20 protein-coding genes and 1 riboswitch are annotated in these 20,456 nt (G+C 72.5%); of the genes, 12 read left to right on the top strand and 8 right to left on the bottom strand.

Going from position 1 to position 20,456, the window contains the following annotated elements:
* The first annotated feature begins 51 nt into the window (after nucleotides 1-51).
* Both AB0C02_RS02125 and mqnP read left to right on the top strand, forming a co-directional pair.
* Nucleotides 52-1,512, top strand: coding sequence for a menaquinone biosynthesis decarboxylase (locus AB0C02_RS02125; protein ID WP_357540165.1), 1,461 nt, complete (start codon nucleotides 52-54; stop codon nucleotides 1,510-1,512).
* Entirely contained in the window at nucleotides 1,512-2,426 is a 915-nt protein-coding gene (gene mqnP / locus AB0C02_RS02120; RefSeq protein ID WP_357540163.1) for a menaquinone biosynthesis prenyltransferase MqnP, read from the top strand. The genes AB0C02_RS02125 and mqnP overlap by 1 nt, the downstream gene beginning before the upstream one ends.
* Here the strand turns inward: mqnP and AB0C02_RS02115 are convergent.
* Nucleotides 2,415-3,380, bottom strand: coding sequence for a terpene synthase (locus AB0C02_RS02115; RefSeq protein WP_357540161.1), 966 nt, complete (start codon nucleotides 3,378-3,380; stop codon nucleotides 2,415-2,417). The two genes, mqnP and AB0C02_RS02115, sit on opposite strands and share 12 nt — an antisense overlap.
* 118 nt (nucleotides 3,381-3,498) lie before the next feature.
* On the opposite strand from AB0C02_RS02115, the gene AB0C02_RS02110 reads away from it, so the two are divergent.
* Nucleotides 3,499-4,143 carry a UbiX family flavin prenyltransferase gene (locus AB0C02_RS02110; RefSeq protein WP_357540160.1) on the top strand — a complete coding sequence of 215 codons (645 nt, stop codon included), beginning with the start codon at nucleotides 3,499-3,501 and terminating at the stop codon, nucleotides 4,141-4,143.
* Nucleotides 4,144-4,167: 24 nt separating this feature from the next.
* On the opposite strand, the gene AB0C02_RS02105 is transcribed toward AB0C02_RS02110, so the two are convergent.
* A complete protein-coding gene (locus AB0C02_RS02105; protein ID WP_357540159.1) occupies nucleotides 4,168-4,434 on the bottom strand; it encodes a BldC family transcriptional regulator in 267 nt (88 codons plus the stop codon).
* 267 nt (nucleotides 4,435-4,701) lie between these two features.
* Here AB0C02_RS02105 and AB0C02_RS02100 point away from each other — a divergent pair, with 267 nt between their 5' ends.
* Nucleotides 4,702-5,160 carry an Lrp/AsnC family transcriptional regulator gene (locus AB0C02_RS02100; protein WP_357540157.1) on the top strand — a complete coding sequence of 153 codons (459 nt, stop codon included), beginning with the start codon at nucleotides 4,702-4,704 and terminating at the stop codon, nucleotides 5,158-5,160.
* A 51-nt stretch (nucleotides 5,161-5,211) separates the two neighbouring features.
* On the top strand, nucleotides 5,212-6,303 hold the full coding sequence (locus AB0C02_RS02095; protein WP_357540155.1) for a PLP-dependent cysteine synthase family protein: 1,092 nt from the start codon (nucleotides 5,212-5,214) through the stop codon (nucleotides 6,301-6,303).
* 40 nt (nucleotides 6,304-6,343) lie between these two features.
* Here AB0C02_RS02095 and AB0C02_RS02090 read toward each other — a convergent pair whose 3' ends face one another.
* From AB0C02_RS02090 to AB0C02_RS02075, 4 genes are all read right to left on the bottom strand, one after another.
* On the bottom strand, nucleotides 6,344-6,964 hold the full coding sequence (locus tag AB0C02_RS02090) for a putative glycolipid-binding domain-containing protein (protein WP_357540990.1): 621 nt from the start codon (nucleotides 6,962-6,964) through the stop codon (nucleotides 6,344-6,346).
* Between the two features lie 119 nt (nucleotides 6,965-7,083).
* Nucleotides 7,084-8,826, bottom strand: a complete 1,743-nt coding sequence (locus tag AB0C02_RS02085; RefSeq protein ID WP_357540988.1) for a DEAD/DEAH box helicase — start codon at nucleotides 8,824-8,826, stop codon at nucleotides 7,084-7,086.
* Nucleotides 8,827-9,104: 278 nt separating this feature from the next.
* On the bottom strand, nucleotides 9,105-10,520 hold the full coding sequence (locus AB0C02_RS02080) for a hypothetical protein (protein WP_357540153.1): 1,416 nt from the start codon (nucleotides 10,518-10,520) through the stop codon (nucleotides 9,105-9,107).
* A 113-nt stretch (nucleotides 10,521-10,633) separates the two neighbouring features.
* Nucleotides 10,634-12,154 (bottom strand): C40 family peptidase, encoded by a 1,521-nt coding sequence (locus tag AB0C02_RS02075; RefSeq protein ID WP_357540151.1) that lies wholly within the window; start codon nucleotides 12,152-12,154, stop codon nucleotides 10,634-10,636.
* Nucleotides 12,155-12,397: 243 nt separating this feature from the next.
* Between AB0C02_RS02075 and mqnE the strand changes: the two genes are divergently transcribed.
* The 4 genes from mqnE to AB0C02_RS02055 all read left to right on the top strand — a co-directional run bounded on the left by mqnE (nucleotide 12,398) and on the right by AB0C02_RS02055 (nucleotide 14,890).
* Nucleotides 12,398-13,567, top strand: coding sequence for an aminofutalosine synthase MqnE (gene mqnE / locus AB0C02_RS02070; protein WP_357540149.1), 1,170 nt, complete (start codon nucleotides 12,398-12,400; stop codon nucleotides 13,565-13,567).
* A 10-nt stretch (nucleotides 13,568-13,577) separates the two neighbouring features.
* Complete coding sequence (locus AB0C02_RS02065; RefSeq protein ID WP_357540147.1) at nucleotides 13,578-14,006, top strand: hypothetical protein; 429 nt, start codon at nucleotides 13,578-13,580, stop codon at nucleotides 14,004-14,006.
* A 39-nt stretch (nucleotides 14,007-14,045) separates the two neighbouring features.
* The gene (locus AB0C02_RS02060) at nucleotides 14,046-14,324 is read left to right on the top strand and encodes a DUF4229 domain-containing protein (protein WP_357540145.1); all 279 of its coding nucleotides are present in this window, start codon (nucleotides 14,046-14,048) and stop codon (nucleotides 14,322-14,324) included.
* Between the two features lie 80 nt (nucleotides 14,325-14,404).
* Nucleotides 14,405-14,890, top strand: coding sequence for a hypothetical protein (locus tag AB0C02_RS02055; RefSeq protein ID WP_357540143.1), 486 nt, complete (start codon nucleotides 14,405-14,407; stop codon nucleotides 14,888-14,890).
* A 57-nt stretch (nucleotides 14,891-14,947) separates the two neighbouring features.
* Here the strand turns inward: AB0C02_RS02055 and AB0C02_RS02050 are convergent, their stop codons facing one another.
* Nucleotides 14,948-16,288 carry a C39 family peptidase gene (locus AB0C02_RS02050; protein WP_357540141.1) on the bottom strand — a complete coding sequence of 447 codons (1,341 nt, stop codon included), beginning with the start codon at nucleotides 16,286-16,288 and terminating at the stop codon, nucleotides 14,948-14,950.
* 126 nt (nucleotides 16,289-16,414) lie between these two features.
* A riboswitch (cobalamin riboswitch) is annotated at nucleotides 16,415-16,558 on the top strand.
* Between the two features lie 91 nt (nucleotides 16,559-16,649).
* On the opposite strand from AB0C02_RS02050, the gene AB0C02_RS02045 reads away from it, so the two are divergent.
* The 3 genes from AB0C02_RS02045 (at nucleotide 16,650) to AB0C02_RS02035 (ending at nucleotide 19,543) form a co-directional block, all read left to right on the top strand.
* Nucleotides 16,650-17,585 carry an ABC transporter substrate-binding protein gene (locus tag AB0C02_RS02045; RefSeq protein ID WP_357540139.1) on the top strand — a complete coding sequence of 312 codons (936 nt, stop codon included), beginning with the start codon at nucleotides 16,650-16,652 and terminating at the stop codon, nucleotides 17,583-17,585.
* A gap of 94 nt (nucleotides 17,586-17,679) precedes the next feature.
* Nucleotides 17,680-18,735: an iron ABC transporter permease gene (locus AB0C02_RS02040; protein WP_357540986.1), complete on the top strand. Its 1,056-nt coding sequence runs from the start codon at nucleotides 17,680-17,682 to the stop codon at nucleotides 18,733-18,735.
* A 13-nt stretch (nucleotides 18,736-18,748) separates the two neighbouring features.
* Nucleotides 18,749-19,543 carry an ABC transporter ATP-binding protein gene (locus AB0C02_RS02035; protein WP_357540137.1) on the top strand — a complete coding sequence of 265 codons (795 nt, stop codon included), beginning with the start codon at nucleotides 18,749-18,751 and terminating at the stop codon, nucleotides 19,541-19,543.
* On the opposite strand, the gene AB0C02_RS02030 is transcribed toward AB0C02_RS02035, so the two are convergent.
* Entirely contained in the window at nucleotides 19,533-20,312 is a 780-nt protein-coding gene (locus AB0C02_RS02030) for a VOC family protein (RefSeq protein ID WP_357540135.1), read from the bottom strand. The genes AB0C02_RS02035 and AB0C02_RS02030 overlap by 11 nt on opposite strands.
* Between the last annotated feature and the right edge of the window lie 144 nt (nucleotides 20,313-20,456).

Below are 20,456 nucleotides of genomic sequence, written 5' to 3'. Positions count from 1 at the left end.
TTAACAAGGGGCCCTTCCGTGCACCTCAGTACGGTGGGGGAGACTGGCGGTATGGCGGCTCGTGGCTTTCCGTACACCGATCTCAGGGACTTTCTCGTGGCGCTGGAGCGCGCGGGCGAGCTGCGGCGGGTGAACGTCCCGGTCGACCCGACGCTGGAGATCAGCGAGATCGTCACCCGGACCGTGCGGGAAGGCGGGCCGGCGCTGCTGTTCGAGCGGCCGACCCGGGGCGAGATGCCGGTGGCGATCAACCTGTTCGGCACCGAGAAGCGGATGGCGATGGCGCTCGGCGTCGACTCGCTGGACGAGATCGGCGAGCGGATCGGCGGGCTGATCAAGCCGGAGCTGCCGGTCGGCTGGTCCGGCATCCGCGAGGGCCTGGGCAAGGTCATGCAACTCAAGTCGGTGCCGCCCCGCAAGGTCAAGACCGCGCCCTGCCAGCAGGTGGTCTACCGGGGCGACGACGTCGACCTGGACCGGCTGCCGGGCCTGCAGGTCTGGCCCGGTGACGGCGGCATCTTCCACAACTTCGGGCTGACCCACACCAAGCACCCGGAGACCGGCAAGCGCAACCTCGGCTTGTACCGCCTACAGCAGCACAGCCGCAACACGCTGGGCATGCACTGGCAGATCCACAAGGACTCCACCGCCCATCACGCCGTCGCCGAGCGGCTCGGCCAGCGGCTCCCGGTCGCCATCGCGATCGGCTGCGACCCGGTCGTCTCGTACGCCGCCACCGCGCCGCTGCCCAGCGACATCGACGAATACCTGTTCGCCGGGTTCCTGCGCGGCGAGCGGGTCGAGATGGTCGACTGCCTGACCGTGCCACTGCAGGTGCCGGCGCACGCCCAGGTGGTGCTGGAGGGCTACCTGGAGCCCGGCGAGCGGCTGCCCGAGGGGCCGTTCGGCGACCACACCGGCTTCTACACCCCGGTCGAGCCGTTCCCGGTGCTGCACGTCGAGGCCATGACCATGCAGCGCGACCCGGTCTACCACTCGATCGTCACGTCCAAGCCGCCGCAGGAGGACCTCGGCCTCGGCAAGGCCACCGAGCGGATCTTCCAGCCGCTGCTCAAGCTGATGATCCCGGACATCGTCGACTACGACCTGCCGGCCGCCGGGGTCTTCCACAACTGCGCGATCGTGTCGATCCGCAAGCGCTACCCGAAGCACGCACAGAAGGTGATGAACGCGATCTGGGGCGCGCACCTGATGTCGCTGACCAAGCTGATCGTGATCGTCGACGAGGACTGCGACGTGCACGACTACAACGAGGTCGCGTTCCGTGCCTTCGGCAACGTCGACTACGCCCGCGACCTGATGGTCACCGAGGGGCCGGTCGACCACCTCGACCACGCGTCGTACCAGCAGTTCTGGGGCGGCAAGGCGGGCATCGACGCCACCCGCAAGCTGCCCAGTGAGGGCTACACCCGGGGCTGGCCGGAGGAGATGACCATGTCGCCCGAGGTGATCTCGCTGGTCGACAAGCGCTGGAAGGAGTACGGAATCTGATGGCCGCCGTCGCCGAGGCCCCGGTGCAGCACCCGGGCCGGGTCAAGTCCTTCCTCAAGCTGGTCGCGATCGAGCACTCGGTCTTCGCGTTGCCGTTCGCGTACCTGTCGGCGCTGACCGCGATGCGGGTCGACGGCGGGCACGTCCGCTGGCTCGACCTGCTGCTGATCACCGTGGCGATGGTCGGGGCGCGCACGTTCGCCATGGCCGCCAACCGGATCCTCGACCGGCGGATCGACGCCCGGAACCCGCGTACCGCCAAGCGGGAACTTGTTACCGGGGCGGTGAGCCTGCGGACGGCCTGGACCGGCGCGGCGGTCGCGCTGGTGGTCTTCCTGGGCGCCGCCGCCCTGCTCAACCCGCTCTGCCTGGCCCTCGCGCCGCTCGCCGTGGTGCCGCTGGTCGTCTACCCCTACGGCAAGCGGTTCACCAACTGGCCGCACGCCATCCTGGCGATCGCCCAGGCGGTCGGGCCGGTCGGCGCCTGGATCGCGGTCACCGGCACCCTCGCCGGATCCGGGCCGGCCTGGCTGCTCGGCGCCGCCGTGGGCCTGTGGATCGGCGGCTTCGACCTGATCTACGCCTGCCAGGACGCCGACATCGACCGGAAGATCGGGGTGCACAGCGTCCCCGCCCGGTACGGGCTGCGCTTCGCGCTGCACGCCTCCACCGTGGCGCACGTGGTGACCTTCGCGCTGTTCCTCTGGTTCGGCGCGCTGGTCGGCTTCGGCTGGCTGTGGTGGATCGGGCTGGCGCTGACCGCGCTCGCCTTCGGCTACCAGCACCTGGTGGTCAGCCCGACCGACCTGAGCAAGGTCAACCGGGCCTTCTTCACCGCCAACGGCTTCGTCGGCATCGCGCTGTTCGTCTTCGCCCTGCTCGACCTGGTGGTCCGCCTCGGCCTACGCCCCTGAGCCGGCCGGGTAGCGGGCGCTTTCCAGGGTCCAGTCGACGGTGCCGCGGATCGCGTTGGCCAGCCCGTCGAGGTGGGCGGTGACCGACTCGTCCAGCGCCGGCCCGAAGGACGGCACGGCGGCGCGCAGCGCCACGAAACGCGCCATCTCCGTACGCCAGCGCGCGGCGACCAGGTCCACCGCGGTCGCCACGGGCACGCTCCGCTCGGCGGCCACCGCCAGCACCAGGTTGTGCCCCCCGGAGGCTGCCTGGTCCCGGTCCAGCGAGGCGATGTCGTTGAACCAGGAGAGCAGGTCGTTGGCGAGGTCGCCGAGCCGGCGCAGCGCGGGGTGGTGGTAGACGGCGTCGGGCAGCGGCCGGCCGGTCGCGAACTCGATCAGCGGGTACGACACGTACGCCGCCGAGGTGGCCCGGCGCAGCTCGACGTACTCGTCGACCCCGGGTGGGCGGCCGGCGGCCCGGGCCACAGCCTCCCGCCAGGCGCCGTCGAGATGGTGGGCGACGGCGTCGACGAAGCGGAGCCGCCAACAGGCCGGCATCCGGCGCCGTGGCTCCCGCCACGCCTGCACCAGCAGCCGGCGCAACGGACCGGTGAAGCCGGGACGGTGGGCGCGGGGCCCCTCCCGGAGCAGGGCGAGCGCGCCGTCGCGCAGCGCCCGGATCTGGGTCGGGTCCGGCCGGTCCGGCCCGTCGCAGGCGTCGTCCACCAGGAAGAACCAGGTGAACAGCGCGGCCAGTACGCGCAGGTCGGGCCCGGTGGCGTCCGGGTAGAGCCGGCCGGCGTAGCGGGCGAAGCCGGCCCGGGCCACCCCCTCCCGGGCGACAGCGTCCGGCGGCAGGCCGAGGCGGTCGAGTTGATCGACCAACCACTCCTGCGTCGGCTCCGAGTGCGGGGATGATCGGGGCGCGATCGGGCAGTCGGACCGGAGTGACCGGAGCACCGCCTCCGCCATCACCGATCCCTCCCCTCAACGGTGGGCCGCAGACGGAAGCATGGCAGGTTGCTGGGATTCCCGTGGTCCCTCGGGGGTGCCTGTCCGGCTCCCCGGCCGACCAGGCACGCTTGACGGTATGCGCGAACCATGGGTGGTGGGCGTCTCCGGGGCCTCCGGCACGCCGTACCCGGCCGCGGTCGTCCGAGGCCTGCTAGACGCCGGTGAGGCGGTGGACCTGATCGTCTCCCGGGCCGCCCGATTGACCATCCTCGACGAGACCGGGCGTCCCTTCCGGGACGCGCACTGGGCCGACGACCTGGCCGTCTGGTTGGGGCGCGACCTCGCCGACGCCGACGTGCGGTTCTGGCCCGCCGGCGACCTCGCCGCCGGACCGAGCAGCGGCTCCTACCGGGTACGCGGGATGGCGGTCGTCCCCGCCAGCACGGCGGCCTGCGCCGGCATCGCGATCGGGCTGTCGAAGGACCTGTTGCAGCGTGCCGCCGAGGTGAACCTCAAGGAGCGGCGGCCGGTGGTGGTGGTGCCGCGGGAAACCCCGGTGACTCGCAGTCACCTGGAGCATCTCCTCGCGTTGCACGACGCCGGCGCCGTCGTGCTACCGGCCAGCCCCGGCTTCTACGGTGCCGGCGCGACGGCCTCCGCCGAGCAGTTGGTCGACTTCGTGGCCGGCAAGGTGCTGGACGCGCTCGGTGTGTCGCACACGCTCTTCCGACGCTGGTCCGGTGAGCTGGCCGCAGCCCGCCGGGACGCGGACCGCACCTGACGGCCGGCCCGCGCGCCGATCGGGTCAGTACATTCCGGCGTTCGCCGGCCCGGGGCCGGTCGGCGCGGCCGGGCCCACGTTGCGTGGCTTGCCCATGTCTTCCGCCTCGTCCAGCATGCCCTCCCCCTCAAGCAGGGCCCGCACCTCGGATTCCCGAAACCGGCGATGCCCGCCTGGAGTCCGGATGCTGCCTATCCGGCCGGCCGCTGCCCATCTCGTCACGGTTTTCGGATCAACCCGAAACAGCGCGGCGACCTCGCCCGGTGTCAGCAGGCGATCTCCAGTGTCCACAGCCCCCTCCTCGCGTCGACGAAGCCCCCGGCTGAACACACTGCCCCGGCCGGTGCGAGCCCAGAGCCGTCATGAGGGACGTATGGCAATTACAGCACCAGCGACCTGGCCTGTCCGCCAAACGCGAAAAACGCACACAGTGAGAAGTTAGTAAATGATAGCGGCTCGGAACTCCCCCGACCACGAGTTTGGGAGCCCATACCCGTCGTCATGTTCAATTGGTGCCAAGCGTCGGCCGTCGCCGCCGAACCGATAAGGTCACACTCCGTGGATGCGATCGACCTCAGCCTCGTGGAGTTGCTGCGCGGCAACGCCCGCCTGTCGTACGCCGAACTCGCCCGCCAGGTCGGACTCTCCGCCCCGGCGGTACACGAGCGGGTCGGGAAGCTGGAGTCGAGCGGGGTCATCCGGGCGTACCGGGCCGAGGTGGAGCCGGAGTCGATCGGGCTCAGGGTCACCGCGCTGATCGGCATCGTGGAAGACTCCACCGCCGACACCGACGGTGTGCTTGAGGCGTTCCGGCAGATGCCCGAGATCGAGTCCTGCTATTTCATGGCCGGGGTCGAATCCTTCCTGCTCAAGGCCCGGGTCGGCACCATCGCCGAGTTGGAGCGGCTGATCGTCCGGCTGAACCGGACGCCGGGGGTGGCTTCCACCCGTACCGGAATCGCCCTGTCGACCAAGTGGGAGAACCGCCCCCAGCCGATCGAACCGCCCGGCGCCTGACCAGGCGGGCGGACGCAGACGCGAGCCGACCTCGCTTGTAACGTTGCCGGCGTGACTCATCTCGACCGCTGTGACGAGGCCAGCCGGACCTGGGTGACCGAGGCGATCGCCACGGTCGAGGCGGACGCCAACCGCTCCGCGGACACCCACCTGCTGCCCTTTCCCCTCCCCAGGGAATGGGGGATCGACCTCTACCTCAAGGACGAGTCGGTGCACCCCACCGGCTCGCTCAAGCACCGGCTGGCCCGCTCGCTCTTCCTGTACGGCCTCTGCAACGGCTGGATCGGGCCGGAGAGCACGATCATCGAGGCGTCGTCCGGCTCGACCGCGGTCTCCGAGGCGTACTTCGCCCGGATGCTGGGGCTGCCGTTCATCGCGGTGATGCCCGCCGCCACCTCGGCCGAGAAGATCGCGCAGATCGAGTTCCAGGGCGGCCGCTGCCACCTGGTCGAGGATCCGGCCAAGGTGGTGGTCGAGGCCCGCTGGCTCGCCGAGGACACCGGCGGGCACTTCATGGACCAGTTCACCTACGCCGAGCGAGCCACCGACTGGCGAGGTAACAACAACATCGCCGAGTCGATCTACGCGCAGCTCGCGCTGGAGCGGCACCCGGTGCCGGCGTGGATCGTGGTGGGCGCCGGAACCGGCGGCACCAGCGCCACCATCGGCCGGTACGCCCGCTACCGCCGGCTGCCCACCAAGCTCTGCGTGGTCGACCCGGACAACTCCGCCTTCTTCCCGGCCTGGCAGGCCGGCGACTGGTCGGTGCGGACCGACCGAGGCTCCCGGATCGAGGGAATCGGCCGGCCCTGCGTGGAGGCGTCCTTCCTCCCGTCGGTGGTGGACCGGATGGCTCACGTGCCGGACGCCGCGTCCCTCGCCGCCATGCGGGCCGGTTCGGCGGTGCTCGGTCGCCGGGTGGGCGGCTCCACCGGCACCAACCTGTGGGGGGCGTTCGGGCTGATCGCGGAGCTGCTCGCCGCCGGGCGGACCGGGTCGGTGGTCACGCTGATCTGCGACGCCGGGGACCGCTACGTGGACACGTACTACGCCGACGAGTGGGTGGCCGCCCAGGGCCTCGACCTCGCCCCCCACCTCGCCACCATCGACCGCTTCCTCACCACCGGCGCCTGGCCCGTGTGAAGGAAGGGCGAGGGCGCGCGGGCCTCGGCCGTCGCGCGGGTCAGCGCGGGTCGATCCGTTCGGCCAGGCCGGGGTAGCGCACCACGAAGCCGTTCGGGTCGATGTCCAGGTCGGCGGTCAAGGTGCCGCTGGCGAAACGGACCCGACCCGGCCCGAGCGAGGTGTAGACCTGCTCGGCCGGGAGCACAGCCAGGCCGGGCAGCCGTACCCAGGCCACGCTGACCTGTCGGGCGTGGTCCGCCGGAGTCCGGCCCAGCCCGATCCGGCGTACCGGAGGGGTGTTGAACAGCGGGGAGCCGCTCAGGTCGACGTCGAGCGCGGCGGCCAGCCGGTCCGGTTCGTCGGTGCCCGGCAGCCCGGCCGGTGGGTGCCCGGCCGCCCGCAGCGCCGCGTCCAGGTCGCCCTCCTCGCCGGTGCGCACCCGCCATCCGTCCCCGGCTCGTTCCAGACGTACGCTCCGCGCCCAGCCGGCCCCCTCGACCTCGGCCTCAAGCAGGCTGGTGGACCAGTCCGCACCAACCGTCAGCTGGTACCGGCAGGTGTACGGGAGGGGGTCCACGGCCAGCACCACGCCCCGCGCGAGGAGGCCCTGACGATCGTCGAAGACGACCTGTTCGGACCCGGCGGTGTCGGTTCTGGACCAGAAGAGCGACTTCGGCATGGTCGGCATGAAGCGGACGTTACGCCACGCATCAGGCCTCGCGCTGAGAGATCTTGGAAGGAACGTGCCCTTATAGGGGCCGATTCCTTCCAAGATCTCCGCGCGATTCCGAAGTGCGGTCAGTGGGTGCGGGAGGTGTGGCGGTCGTCGCGGGGGCGGGCGGCGGTGCGGAAGGTGCTTCGGTGATCCGTCGGCCGATGGTCGCCGCCCCGGTCGCTGAAGCGCCGATCACCACGGCCGTCCCGGTCGCCGAAGCGCCGCCCGTCCTGCGGGCGATCCTCGTACCGGCGCTCGGTCCGGTCGCCGTAGTGCCGTGTGTCGCGCTCGCCGTAGCTCCGGTTGCCGCTCGGCCCGTCCCCGATCCGGCGCTCGCCGCCCCGGTCCTCGGCCCGTTCGCGCCGCTCCCCGAAGGGCCGGCCGGAGCGCCGTTCATCCCGATCCACGAAAACCCTGTCGCCACGGTCGCCGAACCGGCGCTCGCCCTGCCCGCCCCGGTCGAACGATCCGCGCTCGCCCCGGTCGAACGATCCGCGTCCGGCCGGTTCGAACGATGCGCGCTCGCGGCGCTCGCCACGCTCGAAGGGCCTGCGGTCGCCTCGGTCGAACGATCCGCGCCCACCTCGGTCGAACGATCCGCGCTCCCGCCCCTCGAAGCGACGCGGGCCGGACGACCGGCCGCCGTGCCGGTGCGGCTCGGGCTCGTCCCGGACCGGCACGCCGCTGGGCTCGCGGGCGCCGGTCAGCTCGGCCAGCGCCGCGTCGCCCGCGCGAACGCGGGTCTCGGCCGGCTCGACGCCGGCCTTCTCCAGCATGGCGAGGGTCGTCCGGCGCTGCTTCGGCAGCACCAGGGTCGCCACCGCGCCCGACTCACCAGCCCGGGCGGTACGCCCCGCCCGGTGCAGGTAATCCTTCGGGTCCTTCGGCGGGTCGATGTGCAGCACCAGCGACACCCCGTCGACGTGGATGCCCCGGGCCGCCACGTCGGTGGCCACCAGCACGTTCGTCCGTCCCTCGCGGAACTCGGCCAGGGTCCGGGTACGCATCCGCTGGGTCTTGCCGCCGTGCAGGCCGCCCGCGCGTACGCCCACCGCGGCGAGCTGCTCGACCAGCCGGTCGACGCCGAGCTGGGTACGCGCGAAGAGCATGGTGCGCCCGTCGCGGGCCGCGATGGACGCCGCGACGGCGAACTTGTCGTGCGGCGGGATCAGCAGCAGGTGATGGTCCATGGTGGACACGGCGGCGGTCGGCGGCGCGGTGGAGTGGGTGATCGGGTCGGTCATGAACCGGGCGACCAGGCTGTCCACGTCGTTGTCCAGGGTGGCCGAGAAGAGCAGCCGCTGGGCGTCCGCCGGCGTCTTCGCCAGCAGTTGGGTGACCTCGGGCAGGAAGCCCATGTCGGCCATCTGGTCGGCCTCGTCGAGCACGGTGATCTCGACGTCGTCCAGCCTGCACATGCCGCGCTCGATCAGGTCGCCGAGCCGCCCCGGGGTGGCCACGACGATCTCCACACCCCGGCGCAGCGCGTCGATCTGCCGGTCGTACGGAACGCCGCCGACGGCGGTCTTGAGGAAGATGCCGACGGCCTTGCCGAGCGGCATCAGCGCGTCGTTGACCTGCATGGCCAGCTCACGGGTGGGCACCAGGACGAGGGCGCGCGGGTGCAGCGGACGGGCCCGGTTGCGGTCGGCGAGCCGGGCGATCACCGGCAGGCCGAAGGCCAGCGTCTTACCCGAGCCGGTCTGGCCCCGGCCCAGGACGTCGCGGCCGGCGAGGGCGTCCGGGAGGGTGGCCCGCTGAATCTCGAACGGGGTGGTGATGCCCTGTCGGGCGAGCGCGTCGACCAGCCGCCGGGGCAGGCCCAGCGTGGCGAAGTCGGGAGCCTCGGCGGCCGGAAGCTCCGGCGTCGGAGCCTGGTCGGCGGACGGGGACGTGCCGGGGGCAGCAGAAATGGTCAAGAAATGCCTTCCGAGCGGGGCGCATCTTCGCGATGGCCCGCTGCAGCGCTGAACGCCACCGAATCGCCCGCAAGATCGCCCATGGGCGCGCGACGGGCGCGCCAGGTCAATGATCCCCGCAATTGTACGGCGTCGCGGTGCGGTTGCCACCGCACCGCGATGCCGTAGTGGGCGGGCTCACCCCGTCAACTGCTCGGCGTGTTGTCGGTCAGCCCGCTCAGCGCGTCGTTCGCCAGGAACACCACCAGCAGGCTGATCGCGATCAGCAGGCCCAGCGAGGCGGCCAGCACGATCACCACCTTGGTGGTGTTGGACCGGGTGGTCGGGGCGTCCTCCGCCCAGCCCTGGGCCAGGATGTGCCCGGTCAGGGAGCCGGAATTCTCCAGCGGGTTGCCCTGCGGGAACGAGACCGTGGTGGAGCCGGGTCCGGTGCGTCCGTGGCTCGGACCGGCCGGGCCGTTCCGGTGTTCGGTCGGGTTGGTCGACGGCGGCCAGGCGGGCAGCGCAGGTGCCGGCACCACCGGCGTCGACGGGCCCGCCACCGACGGGCCCGCCACCGGCGGGGCGGAAACCGGCGGAGCCGCCAACGGCGGAGCCGCCAACGGCGGGGGTGCCGGCGTCCAGGCCGGCGTGGGAGCGGGTGCGGGTGCGGGCAGCCCCGGCGGCGTGGCGAGCGGCACGCTGGCCCGGGCCGCCGACGTGGTCGAAGGCGTGGCGATGGGCCGGCCCGCCGAGAAGGCCGTTGCCGGGCCGGTCAGGGTTGCGCCCGTCGGGCTGGCCATGGCGGGCGGCGGCGGGAACGGCGGCGCCGGCATCGGGCCAGGCGGCGACGGAGGCGCGGGCACCGGTGGAGCGGGCGGTGGCACCGGCGGAACGGGTGGTGGCCCCGGCGGCCCGGGCAGCGGCGGGACTGGACCGGGCGGAGGTGCGGGCACCGGTGGCGTCGGCCTCGGCGGTGGTGCGGGCACCGGTGGCGTCGGCACCGGTGGTGGCGTCGGCCGGAACGGCGGCTCCGGCTCCGGCACGGGCGGTGCCGGTGACGGCGGGGTGGGACCCGGTACGGGCGTGGGCGCCGGCTCGGGTTCCGGCGTGGGCGGTGTCGGCGGCTGCGCCGGCTCGGGCGGCTCGGGCGGCTCGGGGTTGACCGGACCCGCGCGGTAGACCTTGGCGGTGCCGGCCTGCGCCACGGCCGCGGCACCGATCTCGTCCGGCGACACCCGGCTCAGGCCGGGTACGGCGGCGCTGGCCCGGGCCTGCCCCGCCTCGGCCCGCGGCGCCGGGGCCGCCTGCGTCGGCTGGGACACGAGGGCCGCCTGCGTCGGCGGCGGCGTGGGGGTCGCCCACGGTGCCGGGGCCGCCTGCGCCGGAGCGCCCGCCCGGTAGGTGGTGGCGGCGGCCGGTGAGCTCGGCACCCCGTCGGCCGGTGGTACGGCGGCACCGGCGACGCTGACCCGTGCCCGGGCGATCGCGGCCGGGGCGGCCTCGTCCGGGCGTGCACCGAGGGCCGGGCGTGCACCGAGGGCTGGTCCGGCCCCCGGCCCGGTGGGTTCGGGCGTGGATCCGGGGTGGACCGACTCCGCCGGAACCTCTTGCTCGCCCATGCTCGCCCCTCCGCGCCCGCGCTCGCCCCCGGACCGTGGCGTCGGCCAGGAGTGCCTGGGTCTCACCGTGCCACATTCCGGCCGGGGAGCACAGCCGGAGTGGACGGTTGGGGTCAGCTACCGGCGCTCGGGTTGGACGAGGTGGTGCTCGCCACGCTGTTCGACGGCTCGACGGCGCTGGTGGTCACGCTCGGCTCGGTGCTCGCCTCGTCGATCGAGGAGGGGCTCGGCGACTCGGGCGGGCGGGACGTCGGCGACCCCGTGAGCGAACCGCTCGGCGAGGTCGACGGGCTGGGGCTCGGGCTTGAGGTGGTGGGCACCGGCGTGGGAGTCGGGGTCGGCTTCGGGGTGGCCGTCTGGGTGGGGGTCGGCGTCGGGGTCGACTTCGGCGGCGGAGTCGTGCCGGTCGGGGTCGGCGTCGGGGTGGCCGGGGCGGGGACCGCGCCGAGCACCCGGGTCGCGGCGTAGAGCCGGGACCAGCGGACCACCGAGATCTTGACGACGTCGCCGCTCCGCGGCGCCTCGACCATCTTGCCGTCGCCGATGTACATGGTGACGTGGTGGATGGTCGTCCAACTGCTCCCCGAGGCGAAGAAGAGCAGGTCGCCCGGGAGCAGCGCGTCCGGGTCCACGGTGCGGGAGCGGGTGGCGTAGTACTGGTCCTTGGCGACCCGGGGCAGGCCGCGGTAGCCGGCCGAGCGGTACGAGGCGAGGACCAGGCCGGAGCAGTCGAAGCGGTCCGGCCCCTCCGCGCCCCACAGGTACGGGGCGCCGAGGTGGGCGAGGGCGTACTTCACGGCATCCTGCGCCCGAGGGTCGGCGACCAGCCCGTTGACGTTCTGGTTGACGACGTGCGAGCTGCCGATCTGCTGCTCGGCGGCGTCCTGGCGCTTCTCGATCTCGAGCAGCAGCGCGGCGTTGTCCTTGCGCAGCTTGAGCAGCGCGTCTTCCTGCTTGTGCAGCTCCGCCTCGATGCGGGCGTACTCGGCGGCCTTCTCGGTGGCACGCAGCTCCACCGCGTCGTACGCCTCGCGGGCGATCTTCTCGGCGGCGGTGGCCCGGGCGACCTCGCCGTCGACCGCGGTGGTGGCCCCCTCGGCCTTGTCGCCGCGCGTGATCCGCTGGAGGGCGTTGAGGTCACGCAGATCGGCGCCGATCTGCCCGGGTGGCAGGGCGGCGGCGGCCTTGACCGCGTCGGTGGCGGCGGTACGGGCGTTCTCCTGCGCCTGGGCGAGCGCCGCCTCGGCCTCCCCGAGCGCGGCCTTCTTGAGTTCGAGATCGGCCTGCGCCGCGTCCCGTTCTTCCTTAATCTGGATGAGCTGGTCACCGAGCTGTGCGACCAGGGCGTCGACCTGGTTGATCTGCGCGATCAGCGGCCCGTCGGCCGGGTCGTTGACGGCCGGGGTCTGGCCGGGCGCGGCGGTAGCCGTGCCGGGCAGCTGCAGCGGGCCGCTGTAGGTGGGCCGGGAGCCGGTGTTCGGGATCGTGTCGGGCAGCGGGTCGGCCCAGGCCGGGGTGGCGAGCGCCGCCGCCGCCACCGCGCCGAGCAGGGCGGACCAGAGCGCCGGGCGGAGGACCGGGGAGATCAGCGGGCCGTTCCGTCGTTGTCGTCTGCCCTGCCTGTTGTCGACCATTCCACTCCCCGTCCGGTCTGCTGTTCCCCGCGCCGGATGGGCGCGCTGAGCAGGGACGGCCCCGTTGTCCGTGTTCCGCCCCACCCTGTCTTACCTCACGGGCCCAGTTATGTCGATGCGCGGAGGGTGACGGCCGAACGGGCGGCCGGTGAATTCCGTCGCTGCGGTCGACCGGGTCGTCGGTTCGTCGGAGGACCGACGTACGCTCGACCGGGACCGCAGGCGGAAGGGACGTGGCTTTCGATGGACGCCGGACTCAAGCGTGAGCTCGAAGCGAAGGTCTACGCGGGGGAGCGGCTCACCCGCGAGGACGGGATCGCGCTCTACGAGTGCGACGACCTCGCCTGGCTGGGTCGGCTTGCCCACCACAAGCGCACCGAGATGAACGGCGACCGGGTGATGTTCAACGTCAACCGGCACCTCAACCTGACCAACGTCTGCTCCGCGTCGTGCGCGTATTGCTCGTTCCAGCGTAAGCCGGGCGAGAAGGACGCCTACACGATGCGCATCGACGAGGCGGTCCGCAAGGCCAAGGAGATGGAGGACGAGCAGCTCACCGAGCTGCACATCGTCAACGGCCTGCACCCGACCCTGCCCTGGCGCTACTACCCCAAGGTGCTGCGCGAGCTGAAGGCGGCGCTGCCGAAGGTGAACCTCAAGGCGTTCACCGCGACCGAGGTGCAGTGGTTCGAGAAGATCAGCGGCCTGAGCGCCGACGAGATCCTCGACGAGCTGATGGACGCCGGCCTGGAGTCGCTGACCGGCGGCGGCGCGGAGATCTTCGACTGGGAGGTCCGGCAGCACATCGTCGACCACGCCTGCCACTGGGAGGACTGGTCGCGAATCCACCGGCTGGCTCACTCGAAGGGCATGAAGACCCCGTCGACCATGCTCTACGGCCACATCGAGGAGCCCCGGCACCGGGTCGACCACGTGCTGCGGCTGCGCGAGCTGCAGGACGAGACGGGCGGCTTCCAGGTCTTCATCCCGCTGCGCTACCAGCACGACTTCGTCGACTCGGCGGATGGCAAGATCCGTAACCGGATCCAGGCCCGGACCACGATGGCCTCGCCGGCCGAGTCGCTGAAGACCTTCGCCGTTTCCCGGCTGCTCTTCGACAACGTCCCGCACGTCAAGTGTTTCTGGGTGATGCACGGTCTCTCGGTGGCCCAACTGTCGTTGAACTTCGGCGTGGACGACCTGGACGGCTCCGTCGTGGAATACAAGATCACCCACGACGCCGACGCGTACGGCACGCCGAACACGATGCACCGCGACGACCTGCTGCACCTGATCTGGGACGCCGGCTTCCGCCCGGTCGAGCGGAACACCCGCTACGAGACCGTCCGCGAATATGACGCGGCCCCGTCGCTGGCCGAGCGCCGCGCCGAGCCGCAGCAGGTCTGGGCCTGACGGCGCGCCGATGACCACAGAGGAGCAGCAGCGCACCTTCCCCCGGCGAGACGCCGAGGGGCGCATCCTGACCCTGGGTGACCTGCTCGGGGTGAGTCTCGCCGGCCTGGTGATCGGGGTGTTGGCGCTGGTGCTCTTCGAGTGGGCGTTCGCCACGATGGGTGCGGGCGCGTTCGGGCGTACCAACGGCTGGCTGGCGGTGATCCTGCCGGTCTGGCTCTTCTGGGACGACTTCCGGGCCTGGGACTTCGGCGCCGCCCGGGTGGTGGCGGCGCTGGCCGGCATCGCGGTCGGAGTCGTCGCGGGGCTGTTGGCGGCCGGCCTGGCCGCCGGGCTGCCGCCGCTGCTGTCCGGCGCGCTGGCTGCGGCGGTGTTCACCGTGGTCTACGCGGTGATCTGGTTTCCTGGCGTGCACTGGCTCGCCCGGCGTACGGGTTGAGGCCGCGCGAGCGGTGATGGAGCAGAACGGAGTGCGAACGTGAGCGCGGCGGTCAAGTACACGCTGGGCCGGATCGGGCTGTTCGTCGGCGTGCTGGCGGCCCTCTGGTTCGTCGAGATGAACATGTTCCTGCGCCTGATGCTGGCGCTGGCCGCTTCCGCCGGGCTCTCGTTCGTCCTGCTGCGTAGCTGGCGGGACGAGATGGCCGGGGAGATGGCCGAGGCGTCGGATCGGCGCCGCGCCGAGAAGGAGCGGCTGCGCTCGGCGCTCGCCGGGGACGACCAGCCGGAGCCGGCGGAACAGCGCCGCGAGGAGTAGCCCCCAGCACCGCGCGGCCACGAGCCGGGGCCCGAAAAGTGGACAGCGCGACCGGGCCGGGGCCGCTATGGTCCGCCGCTATGGGTATTCTGAGCAAGATCAATGGGTGGCGGACGAAGATCTTCGTCTGGATCGGTCTCCCGGTCATCGCCGTCGCCGGACTGATATTTGGCGCCCACGACCTCGCCCCCGCCTGGCAGGCGAAGAACGGTGGCGGAACCGAGGGCACCTTCACCGCGGTGCACGAGGAGTGCGGCCGACGCAACTGTGAGTGGCGCGGGACCTTCGTCGCCGACAAGGGCGGTGCCGAGCGCACCGACGTGATCCTCTACGACGCGCCGGATGGGCTGACCACGGGCACCACTGCCCCGGCCCGTGACACGGGCGCCCGTTCCGGCGTCTTCTCCACCGCCGGCGGGTCGACGTATCTGCTGGTCACCGGGCTCACCCTGGCTGGCGCGGCGGCAGCGGTGGCCTGGGTGGTGATCATCGTACGGGCGATCCGCCGCCGTGCGGGAGCGGCCGAGCCGTCGACCCCGCCGACGTCGTTCGCCCCGTCGGCGTAACGCGACCGGCAACGGTATTGCCGGGCCCGGCACGGTGGCCGTGCCGGGCCCGTCCCGTCACCAGTTGGTCGAGCCCGGTACGACCGGCCAGGGCCGGTTCGCCGGCTTGATCAGGTACGCGATGCCGCCCGAGCCGCCGGCCACCGTGCCGTTCGCCCGGTACCGCTTGGTCCGCAGCCAGATCTGCTCGAACTGCTCCCGCTTGTAGACGTTGCGCACCTCGGCGTCGGACGACGAGGCGGGGTCGTTGATGATCACGTCACCCTGGGCGGTGAACCCGACCACCACGAACAGGTGCCCGGAGGTGCCGTAGTTCGCCCCGTCCAGCTCCTCTGCGAGGAAGGACTGCGAGGTGACGACCGGGATGCCGGCCTTGATGAAGCGTTCCACCTCGTCGAGCGAGTGCAGCCGGGTGACCCGCGCGTCCATGTCCGGGAAGCTGGCCGCGTACGCGGTGTTGAACGGCCAGTTGCCGGCGCCCTCGTACTCGTAGTCGTAGGTCATCCGGGCGGCGTGGTCGACGGTGGGGTCGGCGTAGCTCGGGTTGACCCAGGCGATGTCCGCGGCCGAGGGCTTGCGGCCCCAGTACTCGACCACCATCTCCGTGGAGGTCGGCGAGCACCAGGCCTCGCCACCGTTGTCGTACTCCGGATACTCGCCTCGGTGGATGTTCTGCGAGTAGCGCGGGACGGGCAGCTCGATGCCCCAGGCGATCCGGCCCCTGCTCGGCGTGACGTTGAACCGGTCCGGCACGTTCGAGCTCATCGCGCCGAGCATCCAGACCCGCGGCGAGGCGGCCTGCCCCGGTGCCCGGTAGAGGGTCAGCCGAAGCTGGTACGACCGCAGCAGCACGCCCTTCGCGGCGTTGTCGATGGAGAAGGTGTCGGTCCAGATGGTCGACCAGGGGTCGCCCTGACCGTCCAGGGTGGCCCGCTTGATGTCCTGGTCCCCGGAGGCCCAGCGGCCCATCACGTACCAGGGAGTCTGCTGGCCGGTGTTGTAGGTGCCGTGCAGCTCGACCTGGATCCAGGTGCCGGCCGGGGTCTCCGCGTTCCACGAGGCGACCAGTTCGGTGGCGTCGAAGCCGATCGCCTGCTCCGGGGAGGTCCAGGTGGCGTACTCCCAGGTGCGGGTGGTGCCGCCGTGCGGGTCGGTGAACCGGGTGGTGCCGACCGGCCGGTCGATGGTGATTCCGGTGCGGTGTCCGGGGATGGCCCGCGTCCCCTGGTGGGTGCCGGTACGCCAGTCCGGGTGCTTCGACCACTCCTGGAAGGTGATCTGCTCGTCGTGCGGACCGGCCGGGAGGTTGTTGCCCGCCTGGGCGGGCGCGGTGGTGGCGAGGAGGGCGAGCGCGGTGACGCCGGCGAGGGCGGCCGCGCGCAACGGTTTCGTGATCATGGGCAGCTCCCAGATGAGAACGCATCGTTGCCGTTCACTGTCGCTCCTGACGGGAATTTTCGCCAGAGCTCGGCATGTGGAAAATCTTTGCCGGCGGAAGCGCGGGGGGTCACACCCACATGTCCCATCCGGGCGATCTTCGCTGGTCGTGCGCTACGGTGCTACCGGCCAAACCGCAGCGAAGCTGGTGCGAAACCGGCGCTGTCCCGCAACTGTGATGCCCCGCTCGCGGCGGGGACGAGCCAGGCCGCCTGCGGCACGGTCGCGACACGCGCTCTCGAGGAAGGGCGCCTCGCGGACGGGTACGCCCAGGCGCTCCCTGTCGGCGAAGCACCACGCTCCTCGACCGACAGGAGGACCGATGTCCAGACGTACCCCCCGGCTTTTCGCCGCCGCCCTCGCGGTCGGCGCTCTCCTGCTCGGCGGCTGCGCCGAGAAGACCTCGACCGACACCCCCGCCGCCGGCGGTAGCTCCGCCGCGTCCTTCCCGGCCACGGTCGGCAAGCTGACCCTGGACAAGCGCCCGGAGAAGATCGTCTCGCTGTCGCCGACCACGACCGAGATGCTCTTCGCCATCGGCGCCGGCGAGCAGGTCACCGCCGTCGACGACCAGTCGAACTACCCGCCGGAGGCGCCGAAGAGTGACCTCTCCGGCTACCAGCCGAACGCCGAGGCGATCGCCGGCAAGAGCCCCGACCTGGTGGTGCTCTCCAACGACCTGAACAAGATCGTTGACCAGCTCACCACGCTGAAGATCCCGGTGCTGCTCACCCCGGCCGCGGCCACGCTGGACGACACGTACCAGCAGATCGCCGACCTGGGCACGCTCACCGGCCACTCGGGCGAGGCGGCGGACCTGGTCAAGAAGATGAAGGACGAGATCACCGCGCTCACCGGCAGCCTGCCGCAGCGGGCGGAGAAGCTCACCTACTTCCACGAGCTGGGCCCGGAGCTCTACACCGCCACCAGCAAGACCTTCATCGGCTCGATCTACGCCCTCGCCGGGTTGGAGAACATCGCCGACCCGTCGGACGCCGACGGCAAGAACGGCGGCTATCCGCAGCTCTCCCAGGAGGTCATCGTCCAGGCGAACCCGGACTTCGTCTTCCTGTCCGACACCAAGTGCTGCGAGCAGACGGCGGCGACGGTCAAGGCCCGCAGCGGCTGGGCCGGCGTCACGGCGGTGAAGAACAGCCAGATCGTCGCCCTCGACGACGACATCGCCTCGCGCTGGGGCCCGCGCGTGGTCGACCTGCTCCGGGTGATCGTCGAGGCCACCGCCAAGGTCCCGGCGTGACCTGTCGGTGAGCGTGCGACCAGCGGACACCGCCGGCCCGTCGGCCGGGACGCCCCGAGCGTCCCGGCCCGCCGGCGTACGCAGGGCCGGGCCGGTGCCCCCGGCCCGGCCGGCCGGGCTGCGCAAACGCTGGCTGGCAGCCGGGATCGGCGCGGTACTGGTCGCGCTGGTCGCCGGGGTGTCCCTCGGCCCGGTCAGCCTGCCGCCCGGCAGCGTCGCCGCCGAACTGCTCAACCTGCTGCCCGGGGTGCACCTGGACAGCGGGCTCACCGAGCGCGAGATCGCCATCGTCACCGAGCTGCGGCTGCCCCGGGTCGTGCTCGGCCTGCTCGTCGGCGCGCTGCTCGCCCTGGCCGGCGGCTGCTACCAGGGCGTCTTCCGTAACCCGCTGGCCGACCCGTACCTGCTGGGCGTGGCGGCCGGAGCCGGGCTCGCGGTGACCGCGGTGATCGCGCTCGGCGTCGGGGCGGGCGGCGCAGTCAGCGGCATGCCGCTGGCCATCCCGCTCGCCGCGTTCGTCGGGTCGCTCGGCGCGGTCGCCCTGACGTACCTGCTCGGCGCGGCCGGCGGGCGCGACCGATCACCCGCCGCGCTGATCCTGGCCGGGGTGGCGGTCTCGGCGTTCCTCGCCGCCGGGCAGACCTACCTGTTGCAACGGCACGCCGAGAGCCTCCAACAGGTCTACTCCTGGCTGCTCGGCCGGCTGGCCACCGCCGGCTGGCACGACGTCCGGCTGGTCCTGCCGTACTTCCTGTTCACCTCGGTCGTGGTGCTGCTGCACCGGCGCGAGCTGGACGTGCTCTCCGTCGGCGACGACGAGGCCACCGGCCTCGGGCTGCACCCGCAGCGCTCCCGGTACCTGCTGATCGCCGCCGCCTCGCTGGGCACCGCCGCCGCGGTCTCCGCCTCGGGGCTGATCGGCTTCGTCGGCATCATCGTGCCGCACACCGTACGGCTGCTCGCCGGGTCCAGCTACCGGGTGATCCTGCCGCTGTCGATGCTCTTCGGCGGGGCGTTCCTGGCGCTGACGGACGTTGTCGCCCGGACCGCCGCCGCCCCCGCCGAGATCCCGATCGGCGTGGTTACCGCGCTGCTCGGCGGCCCGTTCTTCGTCCTGGTGCTGCGGACCGCCCGCCGGGTGTTCACATGAGCGAGGTGGTCGCATGAGCGCCGTGGAGGTTCGGGGCCTGCGGGTCGAGCTGGGCGGCGCGTCGATCCTGGCCGGCGTGGACCTGACCGTCGCCGTGGGCGAGTGGGTCACCGTGATCGGCCCGAACGGCGCGGGCAAGTCGACCCTGCTGCGCGCCGTCGGCGGCCTGCTGCCCGCTCCGGGCGCGGTCTCCCTCTTCGGTACGCCGATCCAGGCGCTCCGCCGTCGCGACCGGGCCCGGGTCGTCGCCACCGTCGCGCAGTCCCCGGTGATACCGGTCGGCATGTCGGTGTTCGACTACGTGCTGCTCGGGCGTACGCCGTACATTCCGGCGCTCGGCCGGGAGTCGGCCGCCGACCTGGCCGCCGTGCACGAGGTGCTGGACCGGCTCGACCTGGGCGGGTTCGCGCACCGGGAGCTGGCCACCCTCTCCGGCGGGGAGCGGCAGCGGGTGTTCCTGGCCCGCGCCCTCGCCCAGGGCGCCACCCTGCTGCTGCTCGACGAGCCGACCAGCGCGTTGGACATCGGCCACCAGCAGGAGGTGCTGGAGCTGGTGGACCAGCTTCGCCGCGAGCACGGCCTGACCGTGCTCGCCACCATGCACGACCTGTCGATCGCCGGCGAGTACGCCGACCGCCTGGTGCTGCTCGCCGACGGCCGGGTGGCGGCCGCCGGCCCCCCGCACGAGGTGCTCACCGAGGACCTGCTCGCCACCCACTACCGCGCCCACGTCCGGATCGTCCAGGGCGACCACGGCCCCCTCGTCCTCCCCGTCCGCTGGAAAGGAGGGGCGGCGGCTACGCCGTAGCGCGGCGTACGGGTCGGGGAGCGAGAGTGGAGAAGATGGCGCCCTGCGGGTCGCGGAGGGCGGTGAGCTGACCCTTCGGGGTGTCCCGGGGCGGAACCAGGACGGTCGCGCCCAGCTCGGTGGCGCGGGCTGCGGTCACGTCGGCGTCGGCCACCGCGAACCACACCGACCAGTACGCCGGCAGATCGGCCGGCAGCTCCGCCAGCGGCCGCGTCATCCCGCCGACGATCACCGCGCCGCACCGCCACCCGGTGTACGGGTACGGCTCGCCCGGCTGCTCCTCCGCGTGCCAGCCGAAGACCAGTGCGTAGAAGTCCCTGGCCCCCTCCGGATCGGGGGTGACCAGCTCGTTCCAGCACATCGACCCGGGCGCGTTGAACAGCTCCGCGCCGCGCATCGCCATCGGCTGCCAGACGCTGAACACCGCCCCGGCCGGATCGGAGAGGACCGCCATCCGGCCCTGGTCGAGGACGTCGAAGGGAGCCACCACCACCTGGCCGCCGGCCGCCTCCACGCGGGTGGCCACCAGGTCGGCGTCGTCGGTCGCCACGTACGTCGACCAGATCGGCACCTGGTCCGGGGAGGCCGGCGGGCCCACCCCGGCCACGGCCCGGCCGTCCTTGAGGAACACGGTGTAGCCGCCGGCCGCGGGCTCCGGGGAGACCCGGCCGGTCCAGCCGAACAGCTCCGAGTAGAACCGCCTCGCGTCCGGCAGCCCCGGGGTCGCCAGGTCGGTCCAGCAGGGCGTGCCGGGTTCCACGCCGTTCACGGTGGCCCCTCTCGCCGGGGGCGGCCCCGCTGGCACGCCCTGCCGGCATCGTGGCACCGTCGCGTCCGTGGCGGGCCGAAATCGGGCAGAACGTCAGGTGAAGAGGCTTCCTCCGTACTGCTGGGAGTCGCCTGGTGATCACGC

It is taken from the genome of Micromonospora sp. NPDC048999, assembly GCF_040649295.1.
Taxonomy (GTDB): Bacteria; Actinomycetota; Actinomycetes; order Mycobacteriales; family Micromonosporaceae; genus Micromonospora.
This window is presented reverse-complemented; position numbering and strand designations above follow the sequence as displayed.